Source organism: Aeromonas sp. 6P (assembly GCF_051919525.1).
Classification (GTDB): Bacteria; Pseudomonadota; Gammaproteobacteria; order Enterobacterales; family Aeromonadaceae; genus Aeromonas; species Aeromonas veronii.
Genome location: NZ_JBQBEO010000002.1, coordinates 3,718,296 through 3,730,468, shown reverse-complemented (window position 1 = coordinate 3,730,468; position 12,173 = coordinate 3,718,296). Strand labels below are relative to the sequence as shown.

The window sequence follows — 12,173 nt, the reverse complement described above, 5'->3', positions numbered from 1 at the left end:
ACAATATGACGATGGAGTGGTATGTCACCCTGTTCGGTTTTGCCGTACTCACCTGCGGTACGCCGGGGCCCAACAACCTGATGCTGACGGCCTCCGGCGCCAACTTCGGGGTGCGTCGCACCCTGCCACATCTGCTCGGGGTGGGGCTGGGGCAGCCGGTGTTGCAGCTGGTGCTGGCGCTGGGGCTCTATCCCCTGTTCGAGCGTTGGCCCCTGCTGCGGCTCGGTTTGCAGATCTTCGGTAGCCTCTATCTGCTGTGGCTGGCGTGGCGTATCGCGGTGGCCGGGGCGCCGGGGGATCCGGCCCGGAAGGCCCGCCCGCTAACCATGCTGGAGGGGCTGGGCTTTCAGTTTCTCAATCCCAAGGCGTGGATGATGGGGATCTCCGCCATCAGTCTGTTCAGCCTGCCCGGCGCCAGTTACTGGTCGAGTCAGCTGGCGGTGATGGTCATGTTTGTGCTGGTGGCCCTGCCGGTCTGCTTTGTCTGGGTACTGTTCGGCCATCAGCTGAGCAACTGGATCAGCTCGGATCGGGGCTGGCGCCGACTCAACGGTTCTCTCGGTCTGCTGACGGCGCTCTGCGTAGTCATGCTCTGGTATTGAGCCGTGCTGCGCTGATGGGGGAGGTGGCCTGGAAAGAGGCATTTCTGACTTGTCGCCACGGGGCTGGCTCTGCATATTAGAAGGCTTTCCCCATAACGGGCGCGTTGTATCGACAAGAGGTTGAGATGGATCTGAACTGGTTACTGCCCCTGGCGGGGTTTGCCCTGGTTACCTGCGGCACGCCGGGGCCCAACAATATGCTGCTCACCAGCGCCGGGGCGGCGCAGGGATTTCGCCGCACGCTGCCGCTGCTGGTGGGAGTGGTGGGGGGGATCAATCTGATGATCCTCGCCACCGCGCTGGGGCTTGGCGTGGTGTTCGAGAAGGTGCCGCTGCTGCACGATGGCCTCAAGCTTATCGGTTCGGCGTATCTGCTCTGGCTGGCGTGGAAGGTGGCGACCGCCAGCGGCCCGGCCGAGGGCAACCGGCCGCTCATTCCCGCCCATCAGGGGGCCATGCTGCAACTGCTCAACCCCAAGGCGTGGATGATGGCGCTCTCCGCCATCAGCGGTTTCACCCTGGCGGGGGAGGCTTACTGGCCCTCCGCGCTCTGGGTGTTGGTGATCTTCTTTATTACCGGCCTCTACACCGGGGCGTTCTGGGTGCTTTTTGGTGCCCAGGTGCGGCAAATCATTCGCACCGCCCGGGGTTGGCGGCGTTTCAATCTGGGCATGGGGCTGGCGACGGCCGCCTGTGTCGGGATGATCTGGATTTAGTCCGGGGTTGACCCGGGCCTTTACCGGCTGTCTTGTTGGCCCTGCGGGGCCTTGCCTGCAAGGTGGCGTGGTTCTGCCCTCCCTTGGGATGAAAGGAGTTCATATGAAATGTATCGGTCTGCTGGGTGGCATGAGCTGGGAGTCCACCGTCAGTTACTATCAGGCGCTCAATCGCGGGGTGCGGGCGCAGCTTGGCGGTTTGCACTCGGCGCGGGTGCTGCTCAATAGCGTCGACTTTGCCGGTATCGAGCGGTTGCAGCATGCCGGTGACTGGCCCGCTACCGCCCGCCTGCTGGCGGCGGAGGCGCGCAAGTTGCAGGATGGCGGCGCCGATTTCTTGCTGATCGGCACCAACACCATGCACAAGGTTGCCCCCGAGATTGAGGCGGCCATCGATATTCCGCTGCTCCATATTGCCGATGCCACCGCGGCCAAATTGCAGGCGGACGGGATAACCCGGGTCGGCCTGCTCGGCACCCGCTTCACCATGGAGCAGGATTTTTACAAGGGGCGCTTGCAGGAGCGCTTCGGGTTGGCGGTGCTGGTACCCGATGAGGCCGGGCGGGAGCGGGTACACAGGATCATCTATGACGAGCTCTGTTTGGGGGAGATCCGTGCATCGTCGCGGGCCGAGTATCTGGCGATTATCGAGGGGCTGGCAGCCGCGGGTGCCGAGGCGGTGATCCTCGGCTGCACCGAGATTGCCCTGCTGGTGGGGGATGCCCAAGCGGCGGTGCCGCTCTACGACACCACCGCCATTCATGCCGAAGCGGCGGTCGCGCTGGCACTGGCATCCGATTAATAAACTGGTCAGATCTCACTATTCATGCTTGTCTCATACCCCTTGCCATAAAAGCGTGTAAAATTGCGCCTTGAATTTTCCCCGGCCAACGCGGGTTGGCTGCGGTTTCCTAGCATGCAAGGCTGACATTGTGACTGAAGTAGATAGATTCGCGGATATTCGCCCCTACCGCGATGAAGAAGTGCCGGCAGCCATCGAACGGCTGATCCAGGATGATGAATTTATCGGCGCCATCGCCAAGTATCGTTTCGGTTCCCTGATGAGCGGGCTGGGTTGGGCCATCCGCCCGATGATCCGCCTGTTCCTGCGCCGCAAATGGTCAAAAGTGACCACAGTGCATCAGGTCCAGATGGGGGTCACCCGGTATATGTCCCGCATGATCGCCACCTCCACCAAGGGGGTGACCTTCTCCGGGATCGAGCATCTTAAGAAAGAGCAGGGCTATCTGTTTGTCTCCAACCACAGAGACATCGCCATGGATCCGGCGTTCGTCAACTGGGGACTGCACACCCACGGTTTCGATACCGTGCGCATCGCCATCGGTGACAACCTGCTGCGCAAACCCTGCGCCACCGAGCTGATGAAGCTCAACAAGAGCTTTATCGTCAAACGCTCCGCCAAGGGGCCGCGGGAGATGATGAAGGCGCTCGGCGAGCTGTCTGCCTATATTGGCAACTCGGTTCACGAAGGTCACTCCATCTGGATCGCCCAGAAGGAAGGGCGCGCCAAGAATGGCGATGACAAGACAGATCCCGCCATCCTCAAGATGTTCTACGTCGACGGCAAGAAGCAGAAGATCGACTTCGTCGACTACATGCGCAGCCTCAATATCGTGCCGGTCAGCATCAGCTATGAGCTCGACCCCACCGACAAGGCGAAGGCGCGCGAGCTCTACGAGAAGTCGGTCAACGGCAGCTACGAGAAGGGCGAGTTCGAGGATATCGAGAGTATCGTCGCCGGTATCGTCGGCATGAAGGGGCGGGTACACGTCTCCTTCGGCGCGCCGATCACCGAGGGCTTCAGCGATCCGGACGAACTGGCCGCGCTGATCGACAAGGCGATCTGGAGCAGTTACCACTTGTTCCCCAGCAACTATCTGGCGGCAGATGTCTCCGGCAAGGCCAATACCATCGAGCAGGCGGCCTTCCTGACCCGTCAGTCAGAGGTGCCGGAAGAGCACAAGGCGATCTGGCGTGCCATGTACGCCAAACCGGTGGAAAACGCCAAAAAGGCTTGAATGAAACCGGTTGTTAAACGGTTTTGCGAAAAAAACGGGCGCTGATGCGCCCGTTTTTGCGTCTGGTCAAAGTCGAGGGGGAAAGGGTGGTGAATAATATGGTTTCAGCTGGTACGATCACTATGAAAATGGGATTATGTCTCTTGGCAAGGTGCTGACGAGTGTGTAACAGTGCCCATATAGCTGAACATGAGCAAAAGCTCTAAACCGGTTTGCACGGATTGCAGACGGCATTATTGAAGGACCTGTCACAGGTCCTTTTTCATTGGCGGGCAAAGATGCCGCCCAGATATACCTAACAGGAAACAGACGCCATGATCACCGGTAGCCTGAACACCCTGCAGCGGACGCCGCTGCCCGCCCCGCTGGCCCGCATCATGGCTGAGGTGGTGAAGAGCGTAGCGCACTGGGGTGACGCTCCGCTCGGCAAGACCGAGATCGATGGTCTCAACCTGTTCTGTCTGGTGAGCGAAGATCTGACCGAGCCAGCCGCGGATCGCCGTGGCGAATTCCATCAGCAGTATCTCGATATCCAGTTGCTGCTGCGCGGTGAAGAGTGGATAGGTGTGGGCCCCCACGACACGTGAGCGACGGCGCCGACCATCTCCATCCCGACCTCTGGTTTGTCGAGGACGAGCAGACCAGCTATCTGGCGCTGCAACCAGGCGATTTCGCCATCTTCTGGCCGGGCGAGCTGCACCGCCCGCTCTGTACCTTCAACCAGCCCGCCAAGGTGAAGAAGCTGGTGGTCAAGGTACACAAGGATCTGCTGGCTATCGCCTGAGCATTCCCATTGAGGCGAGCCCTGCGCAGTTGATGCGTTGAGACTCGCAAGCATTGAAACCAGTGATACGCACCACAAGTTGCGATCACTCTTTCAAGAGCAAGAATTGAAAAATTGGACGCACCCTCCTGCGACCATAAGCCCCCGGCAGGGGAATCCCATCCTCTTTTGGATGACACGACACTGTCGGCATAAAGCCGAAGCACAGGAAGATGTAGAAAATGAGCAAGTTGGTATTGATCCTTAACTGCGGTAGCTCTTCCCTGAAATTTGCCGTAATGGACGCCGAAACAGGTGAGGACATGCTGTCCGGCCTGGCCGAATGCTTCAATCTGGATGATGCACGTATCAAATGGAAACTCCACGGGGTCAAGGGCGAAGCCATGCTGGGAGCGGGTGCCGCTCACCAGGAGGCCCTCGACCATATCGTGGGTCACATCCTGCCGCAGGATCCGACTCTTGCCGAGCAACTGGTGGCCATCGGTCACCGAATCGTACACGGTGGCGAGCAGTTCTCTCGCTCCGTGCGTATCGATGACGGCGTGATCGCCGGTATCGAAGCCGCCATTCCGTTCGCCCCGCTGCACAACCCGGCCCACCTCATCGGTATTCGCGCCGCGCTGAAAGTGTTCCCGCAGCTGTCCGAGAAGAACGTGGCCGTCTTCGACACCGCGTTCCACCAGACCCTGCCGCAAGAGGCCTACCTCTATGCGCTGCCGCACAAGCTCTACCGCGAACACGGCATCCGTCGTTACGGTGCCCACGGTACTTCTCACCGCTACATCGCGGAAGAAGCCGCGAAAGAGCTGGGCAAGCCGTTGAATGAGCTGAACATCATCAACTGCCACCTGGGTAACGGTGCCTCTGTCTGCGCCATCAAGAACGGCGAATCCGTTGACACCTCCATGGGTCTGACTCCGCTGGAAGGTCTGGCGATGGGTACCCGCTCCGGTGATATCGATCCGGCCGTGGTCTTCTTCATGCACGACCAGCTCGGTTACAGCGTTGAGCAGATCAACCACACCCTGACCCGTGAGTCCGGTCTGCTGGGGATGACCGAAGCGAGCAGCGACTGCCGCTACGTCACCACCAACTACGCCACCGACGCCGGTGCCAAGCGCGCGCTGGATGTCTTCACCTACCGTGTGGCCAAGTATGTCGGCGCCTATGCCGCTGCGATGGACGGTCGTCTGGACGCCGTGGTCTTTACCGGTGGTATCGGTGAGAACGCCGCCATGGTGCGCGAGATGGTGCTGAACCGTCTGGCCCTGTTCGGCTTCAAGGTGGACAAAGAGGCCAACAACGCTGCCGTACTGGGTGGCGAAGGTCGCATCACCACCGCCGACAGCCGTTGCGCCATGGTGATCCCGACCAACGAAGAGCTGGTCATCGCCCGCGATGCCCTGAGCCTGGTCTGCTAAGTCAGCCTCGCTTTGAAACAACGCCCTGCCTGTGCCGGGCGTTGTCATTTCTGGCGTTCACCGATTTGACATGGGGGAGGGGAGCGGTACCCTGACCACCACTGTTTTTGCAGCCAGCGGGCTGCCCGGTTCGGGAGAGAGCAATGAAAGAGGCGTTTTTTAACTGGTTGTCGGGCCTTGGGGTGGAAGTGACCAGCATGATGGCGCTGGTGATCGCGCTGGGCTTTATCGTCATCACCTCGTTGCTGCTGCACATGGCGCTGCACCGGGTGCTGCTGGTCCGGCTGGTGGGGATCCTCGGCAAGGCCAAGCAGGTGTGGCTGCCGCCCCAGCTGCAACAGCGCCTCTTCAACCGGCTCGCCTTCGTGCTGCAGGGCGCCGTGCTGCTCGGTCAGGCGGAGATCTGGCTGCCCCGTCAATCGGACAGCCTCAAGCTTATCGAGATGGTGGCCCAGCTCTGGATCTTGCTGTTCCTGCTGCTGGCCTTCTTCGCCCTGCTCGACTGCCTGTTGTCGGTGAGCCGCTATACCCGCCTTGGTCGGGATTTGCCCCTGCGCGGCATCTTCCAGGGGGCCAAGCTGGTAGGCAGCATTCTGGTGGGCATCCTGATGATCGCCCTGCTGCTCGGCAAGTCGCCGCTGTTCCTGTTCAGCGGTCTGGGTGCCATGACCGCAGTGCTGATGCTGGTATTCAAGGACCCCATCCTCGGGCTGGTGGCGGGGATCCAGCTCTCCGCCAACCGGATGCTGAGCGTCGGTGACTGGCTGCAGATGGACAAGTACGGCGCCGATGGCGAGGTGACCGACATCGGGCTTACCACGGTCAAGGTGTCGAACTGGGACAAGACCATTACCACCATTCCTACCTATGCCCTGATCTCCGACTCTTTCAAGAACTGGCAGGGGATGACCGAGTCGGGCGGCCGTCGCATCAAGCGCAGCGTCAATATCGACATGACCAGCGTGCGTTTTCTGACAGCCGATGAGCAGTTGCAGCTCAAGCAAGCGCAGCTGCTGGCACCCTATCTGAGCCGCAAGGAGCAGGAGCTGAGTGCCTACAATCAGCAGCTGAGCGATGCCCTGAGCTGCCCCATCAACGGTCGTCACCTCACCAACCTCGGCACCCTGCGCGCCTATCTGGATGCCTACCTACGTGCTCACCCCGGCATTCGCAAGGACATGACCCTGATGGTGCGCCAGCTGGCACCCACGTCAGACGGTCTGCCGCTGGAAATTTACTGCTTTACCGCGACTACCGCATGGGCCGATTACGAAGGGATCCAGGCCGATATTTTCGACCATATATTCGCCATCATTGAGCAATTTCATCTGCGGTTGCATCAATCTCCCACAGGTTACGATATGCGTGCCTGGCAACGGGGATAAACAGGGAAATGGGGCGGGTCGAGGACGCGGAAAAAACCGCATATTAATCATCGACCCGTCGCCACTTGTCAGTTGAAATTTACCGTGCAGAGGAGAAAAATGGCGGCCTTCTCTTCGCGCCCCTGATCCCCTCTTGATCAGCTGCCAGCCCAGAGACGTCACTTAAAGTCATCATCATGGGAAAGTTATGAAGCTCCTTCGCAATAGTGTGGCAACACTCTGCTACAGCCTGCTGCTGACCGCTGCGCCGGTTTTCGCTGTTGAATATGCTCTGCCTGCGGCCAACAGCCGTCTGGTAGGGGAAAATCTGGAATATGTGGTTCCGGCCGAAGAGAACGGCCAGCCGCTGGAGGCCATTGCGGCCAAATTCCAGCTGGGGCTCACCAACATGACCGAAGCCAACCCCGATGCGGATCCCCTGCTGGTACAGACCGGCGAGAAGCTGGTGATCCCCCAGCAACTGATCCTGCCGGATGCACCCCGTGAAGGGATCGTGCTGAACGTGGCCGAGATGCGCCTCTACTACTACCCCAAGGGTAAAAAAGTGGTGGAAGTGCTGCCCATCGGCATCGGCCAGCTCGGTACCGATACTCCGGAAAACTGGGTGACCAGTGTGCAGCGCAAGAAAGCGGGCCCGACCTGGACCCCGACCGCCAAGATGCATGCCGAATATGCCGCCCGTGGCGAGAGCCTACCTGCGGTATGGCCAGCCGGCCCGGACAACCCCATGGGTCTGTTTGCCCTCTACATCGGCAAGATGTACGCCATCCACGGTACCAATGCCAACTTCGGCATCGGCCTGCGGGTGAGCCACGGTTGCGTGCGTCTGCGCAACGACGACATCGCCTACCTGTTCAAGCAGGTACCGGTCGGTACTCGCGTCCAGTTCGTCAACCAGCCGATCAAGGCCTCCCTCGAGCCCAACGGCGTCCGCTATCTGGAAGTGCACCAGCCGCTGTCGCGCAGCGAAGAGGAGTTCAACTCCAAGCTGCCGGCACCGCTGCCGATGACCCCGGCGGTGACCCGCTTCATTGCCCACGCCGACAGCGACTCCCAACTGGTGAAGCAGGCGCTGGAGCAGCGCAACGGCATGCCGATGGCGATCAACCGCTAACGGCAAATCCCCGTCACGACAAAGGGCGAACAGCATACTGTTCGCCCTTTGTTTTTCTGCTGTGCTGACTCAGCTTCGCAGCAGATTTGTCTGCAGCTCGCTGCCGAGCTGATCGAGCAGCTGATAGCGCGCCTTGTAGCTGGCCCGCTTGCGGGAGGGGATCTCCTCCAGCGTCTTGCGGGGCACCTCCAGCGGCAGGCTCATCCAGAGTTCATCCTGCACGCAGCCCTGATGCTCCTGCCACAAGCCGTCGAGATCGAACTTGACCCGATCGGCGGTGCGCTTGCTGCTCTGATAGACGTGGCTTTGGGTGCGGATCCCGAGCAGGCTTTTGCACGCCAACCCCCGGGCCAGCTCGGCGGCCATATAGACCAGCAGGGACATGGGGCGCAGTCCGCCGCACGCCTTGGTGACCTGCTTGATCTCCTCGCTCTGCCCCTTGCCGCCCTGCAGCGAACAGATCTCGAGGGTCGGGTTTGGCGCGGGGCGCAGATTGAGGGCCATGTAATAGAGCGCCGCGTCACCCAGCTTGAGGGTCAGGCTCATCTCCCCCTCTTTGCCCATGTGGGTTTGGTAATCCAGTTGCAGGGTCAGCGGCGCCGTCAGCTTGTCGCTCTGCCACTGTGCCAGCAGCAGGCCGCGCCCGCTGTAGATCGCCAGCTGTTGCGCCTTGGGCAGCTGGCGAGCCAGCTGCTGGTAGTGGCCGCTGATAAGTCCGGCTCGCAGGCGCTTGCGGAGCCCCTTGTGGCGATAGGGGTGGATCGGCTTTTCCAGAATATCGGGGAAGCGGCTGATCGCCTGCGCCAGCAGCGGTTGCTCCTGCTGCTGGCGATAGAGGGCGCGGGCGCCGGGATTGAGCCAGAGACGCCCCACATACTTGGCCCGTCGGATAAGATGACCCGACTCCTCCACCGGGTGAAGGCGGCGGGCGAGGGTTCGCAGGTGTGACAGATGAGATGACATGGTGCCGACCTCTGACTGGTGTGATGAGACAGGGCGGGGAGTGTAGGAGCGGGGCGCTGGCTTGTAAAAAAATGGATAGTAACAAAATGTGAAAACATAACGCTCAATAGTCGCCGTTGCGACGATATGGCCGTCACGGCCACGGCAGGAAATCTGGCGCCATCCTCTTGATGCGGCAGATGATTTGATGCGCAAAGGTTTTTATTGTGTTTTGTGTTTGTTAAAAGTGGTTGAGCTGGCGCGAACGGCTGATTAAGCTAGGCCGGTTTTTTAGGGATAAGCCCGTCACCAGAGCGGGCAGAAAATGACACAAAACGGAGTTTTGCATGACAGCTAGCACACCCATGTTAATCACCTTCCTGGTGTATATCCTCGGGATGGTGTTGATCGGCTTCGTCGCCTATCGCGCCACCCGCAACTTTGATGACTACATTCTGGGCGGCCGCCGGATGGGAAGCTGGGTCACAGCTCTCTCTGCCGGCGCTTCCGACATGAGCGGCTGGTTGCTGATGGGCCTGCCCGGCGCCGTCTTCGTCAGCGGCATCTCCGAGAGCTGGATCGCCATCGGTCTGGTCATCGGCGCCTACCTCAACTGGCGCTGGGTAGCGGGTCGCCTGCGGGTACATACCGAGAAGAACCGCAATGCCCTGACCCTGCCGGACTATTTCACCTATCGCTTTGAAGATCACAGCAAGGTACTGCGCATCCTCTCGGCGCTGGTGATCCTGCTCTTCTTCACCATCTATTGCGCCTCCGGCGTGGTGGCCGGTGCCCGTCTGTTCGAGAGCACCTTCGGCATGGATTACAACACCGCCCTCTGGGTCGGTGCCGCCGCCACCATCACCTACACCTTCTTCGGCGGCTTCCTCGCGGTGAGCTGGACCGACACGGTGCAGGCGACCCTGATGATCTTCGCCCTGATCCTGACCCCGGTCTTCGTCATCATCGCCGTCGGCGGGATAGACAGCGCCATGATCGAGGTGGCCGCCAAGAGCGCCACCAACCTCGACATGTTCAAGAATCTGGATGTGATCGCCATTGTCTCGCTGATGGCCTGGGGTCTTGGCTACTTCGGTCAGCCCCACATTCTGGCCCGTTTCATGGCGGCGGATTCCCACCACTCCATGGCCAATGCCCGCCGTATCAGCATGACCTGGATGGTGTTCTGCCTCGTTGGTGCGGTGGCCATCGGCTTCTTCGGGCTGGCCTACTTCGCCCGCTTCCCGGAAGTGGCGGCTGGAGTGACCGGCAACCCGGAGCGGGTCTTTATCGAGCTCTCCAAGATCCTGTTCAACCCCTGGATCGCCGGGGTGCTGCTCTCCGCCATTCTGGCGGCGGTGATGAGCACTCTAAGTTGTCAATTACTGGTCTGCTCCAGCGCCATCACCGAGGATCTTTACAAGCCGTTCCTGCGCAAGAACGCCTCCCAGCGTGAGCTGGTGTGGGTGGGTCGCCTGATGGTGCTGCTGATCGCGGTGATTGCCATCGCCGTTGCCATGAATCCGGAAAACCGGGTACTGGGGCTGGTGAGCTACGCCTGGGCCGGTTTCGGTGCCGCCTTCGGCCCCGTTGTGCTGCTCTCGGTTCTGTGGCCGCGAATGACCCGCAACGGCGCGCTGGCGGGCATGCTGGTCGGTGCCATCACCGTCATCGTCTGGAAGCAGTTCGGCTGGCTGGGGCTGTATGAGATCATCCCGGGCTTCCTGTTCGCACTGCTGGCCATCGTGGTGGGCAGCCTGCTGGGCGAAGCACCCTCAAAAGCGATGCTGGAGCGTTTTCGCGATGCCGAGGAGGAGTACAACACTCCGGCCGAGAGCGCGGGAGAGCCGGTCGCGGTGAACTGATCCCCCTTACCGCTTTCTGATTGAGAGCCCTGCCCCCGGACAAGGAGCGCCCTGGTTGGCCATCCTTGCACCGGTTTGGCGGGGCTTTGTGCTATCTGATTCACTCTTGGGCACTTTTTTATGTTCGGCCGGTGGCTCCCGGGTGCTCGCTTTCTTTTGTCTTGGCACCGAATATGGGACACTAGGCCGCCTGAAGGAGACCTAGTGCATGCGGCTATTCACCCTGATCCTGATCCTCCTGCTGGGGGGACTGCAATATGACCTCTGGCTGGGGAAGAACGGGCTATCCGATTATCAGAACCTGTCGGAGGCTATCTCGCAGCAACAGCGGGACAACCAGACTCTCAAGGATCGTAACGACCTCATTTACCGCGAGATAGATGATCTCACCTCTGGCCTCGAGGCCATCGAGGAGTTGTCGCGCAACGATCTGGGTTACATCAAGCAGGGGGAGACCTTCTACCGGATCATCCCCAAAGAGAAAGACAAAGAGACAGCGCCGGACGATAGCCCTACGATGACTGATGCCAGCCGGGTATCCGGCCTGACGGCGATCGTCCCTGCCGCCGGTATTGGCAGCCGGATGGGGGCCGATTGTCCCAAGCAGTACCTGCAACTGGCGGGTAAAACCATTCTCGAACATACCCTGGAGCGGCTGCTCTCCCACCCGGCCATCGCCCAGGTGATCGTGGCACTGGCGCCCCATGATCGCTGGTTCGAGGCCCTGCCCGTGGCGGCCGACCCGCGGATTGTGCGGGTAGAGGGAGGCGCCGAGCGCGCCTTTTCCGTCCTCAATGGTCTCCATGTAGCGCAAGGGGTGTGGGTGCTGGTGCACGATGCGGCCCGCCCCTGCCTGACTCACGGCGATCTCGATGCGCTGATTGCCACGGCCATGAACTGTGGCGGTGCCATTCTCGGCAGTCGGGTGCGCGATACCATGAAACGCTCCGATGGCGAGGGCAATATCATCGCTACCGTCGAGCGCGAGCAGCTCTGGCATGCCCTGACGCCGCAGATGTTCCCGACCCGTGCCCTGAAGCGGGCACTGGAAGAGGGGCTGCTGCTGGGCGCCACCATCACCGACGAGGCCTCTGCCATGGAGCGGGCCGGATTCACGGTGCGGATGGTGGAGGGGCGCGCCGACAATATCAAAGTGACCCGGCCGGAAGACTTGTCGCTGGCGGGGCTGTTTTTAAGCCAGCAGGCATAAGCCCCTCAGTCAGAACAGACCGTTCAGAGCAGAGTGTCTCGAACAAACAGGCCCGAACAAGGAGTTAGCATGATCCGGATTGGACATGGTGTGGA

General features: G+C 60.7%; 10 protein-coding genes and 2 pseudogenes. 11 read left to right on the top strand and 1 reads right to left on the bottom strand.

The window, feature by feature from the left end; all coding sequences use genetic code 11:
• The first annotated feature begins 5 nt into the window (after positions 1-5).
• The 8 genes and pseudogenes from ACTG2J_RS17165 (at position 6) to ACTG2J_RS17130 (ending at position 8,061) form a co-directional block, all read left to right on the top strand.
• Entirely contained in the window at positions 6-602 is a 597-nt protein-coding gene (locus ACTG2J_RS17165; protein WP_115523076.1) for a LysE family translocator, read from the top strand.
• 125 nt (positions 603-727) lie between these two features.
• Positions 728-1,318, top strand: coding sequence for a LysE family translocator (locus ACTG2J_RS17160; RefSeq protein WP_075112494.1), 591 nt, complete (start codon positions 728-730; stop codon positions 1,316-1,318).
• Between the two features lie 103 nt (positions 1,319-1,421).
• Positions 1,422-2,120, top strand: a complete 699-nt coding sequence (locus tag ACTG2J_RS17155; RefSeq protein WP_439989307.1) for an aspartate/glutamate racemase family protein — start codon at positions 1,422-1,424, stop codon at positions 2,118-2,120.
• Between the two features lie 130 nt (positions 2,121-2,250).
• Positions 2,251-3,357, top strand: coding sequence for a 1-acyl-sn-glycerol-3-phosphate acyltransferase (locus tag ACTG2J_RS17150; protein ID WP_439989308.1), 1,107 nt, complete (start codon positions 2,251-2,253; stop codon positions 3,355-3,357).
• 314 nt (positions 3,358-3,671) lie between these two features.
• A pseudogene (locus tag ACTG2J_RS17145) lies at positions 3,672-4,141 on the top strand (YhcH/YjgK/YiaL family protein).
• 221 nt (positions 4,142-4,362) lie between these two features.
• A complete protein-coding gene (locus ACTG2J_RS17140; RefSeq protein ID WP_005354534.1) occupies positions 4,363-5,562 on the top strand; it encodes an acetate kinase in 1,200 nt (399 codons plus the stop codon).
• 143 nt (positions 5,563-5,705) lie between these two features.
• The gene (locus tag ACTG2J_RS17135; RefSeq protein ID WP_108542324.1) at positions 5,706-6,947 is read left to right on the top strand and encodes a mechanosensitive ion channel family protein; all 1,242 of its coding nucleotides are present in this window, start codon (positions 5,706-5,708) and stop codon (positions 6,945-6,947) included.
• Between the two features lie 187 nt (positions 6,948-7,134).
• Positions 7,135-8,061, top strand: coding sequence for a L,D-transpeptidase family protein (locus ACTG2J_RS17130; protein WP_005354531.1), 927 nt, complete (start codon positions 7,135-7,137; stop codon positions 8,059-8,061).
• A gap of 69 nt (positions 8,062-8,130) precedes the next feature.
• On the opposite strand, the gene ACTG2J_RS17125 is transcribed toward ACTG2J_RS17130, so the two are convergent.
• Positions 8,131-9,024 carry a VirK/YbjX family protein gene (locus ACTG2J_RS17125; RefSeq protein WP_111901393.1) on the bottom strand — a complete coding sequence of 298 codons (894 nt, stop codon included), beginning with the start codon at positions 9,022-9,024 and terminating at the stop codon, positions 8,131-8,133.
• A gap of 326 nt (positions 9,025-9,350) precedes the next feature.
• Between ACTG2J_RS17125 and putP the strand changes: the two genes are divergently transcribed.
• From putP to ispD, 3 genes and pseudogenes are all read left to right on the top strand, one after another.
• On the top strand, positions 9,351-10,868 hold the full coding sequence (gene putP, locus ACTG2J_RS17120) for a sodium/proline symporter PutP (protein WP_439989309.1): 1,518 nt from the start codon (positions 9,351-9,353) through the stop codon (positions 10,866-10,868).
• Positions 10,869-11,076: 208 nt separating this feature from the next.
• Positions 11,077-11,393, top strand: a pseudogene (gene ftsB / locus ACTG2J_RS17115) (cell division protein FtsB).
• The gene (gene ispD, locus ACTG2J_RS17110; protein WP_439989310.1) at positions 11,386-12,078 is read left to right on the top strand and encodes a 2-C-methyl-D-erythritol 4-phosphate cytidylyltransferase; all 693 of its coding nucleotides are present in this window, start codon (positions 11,386-11,388) and stop codon (positions 12,076-12,078) included. Before ftsB ends, ispD begins: the two are co-directional and overlap by 8 nt.
• Positions 12,079-12,173 lie beyond the last annotated feature (95 nt).

Bases quoted from the DNA above. Each gene is read 5' to 3' on its own strand.
- ACTG2J_RS17165 (WP_115523076.1), top strand. From the start codon at position 6: ATGACGATGGAGTGGTATGTCACCCTGTTCGGTTTTGCCGTACTCACC.
- ACTG2J_RS17160 (WP_075112494.1), top strand. From the start codon at position 728: ATGGATCTGAACTGGTTACTGCCCCTGGCGGGGTTTGCCCTGGTTACC.
- ACTG2J_RS17155 (WP_439989307.1), top strand. From the start codon at position 1,422: ATGAAATGTATCGGTCTGCTGGGTGGCATGAGCTGGGAGTCCACCGTC.
- ACTG2J_RS17140 (WP_005354534.1), top strand. From the start codon at position 4,363: ATGAGCAAGTTGGTATTGATCCTTAACTGCGGTAGCTCTTCCCTGAAA.
- ACTG2J_RS17135 (WP_108542324.1), top strand. From the start codon at position 5,706: ATGAAAGAGGCGTTTTTTAACTGGTTGTCGGGCCTTGGGGTGGAAGTG.
- ACTG2J_RS17130 (WP_005354531.1), top strand. From the start codon at position 7,135: ATGAAGCTCCTTCGCAATAGTGTGGCAACACTCTGCTACAGCCTGCTG.
- ACTG2J_RS17125 (WP_111901393.1), bottom strand. From the start codon at position 9,024: ATGTCATCTCATCTGTCACACCTGCGAACCCTCGCCCGCCGCCTTCAC.
- putP (WP_439989309.1), top strand. From the start codon at position 9,351: ATGACAGCTAGCACACCCATGTTAATCACCTTCCTGGTGTATATCCTC.
- ispD (WP_439989310.1), top strand. From the start codon at position 11,386: ATGACTGATGCCAGCCGGGTATCCGGCCTGACGGCGATCGTCCCTGCC.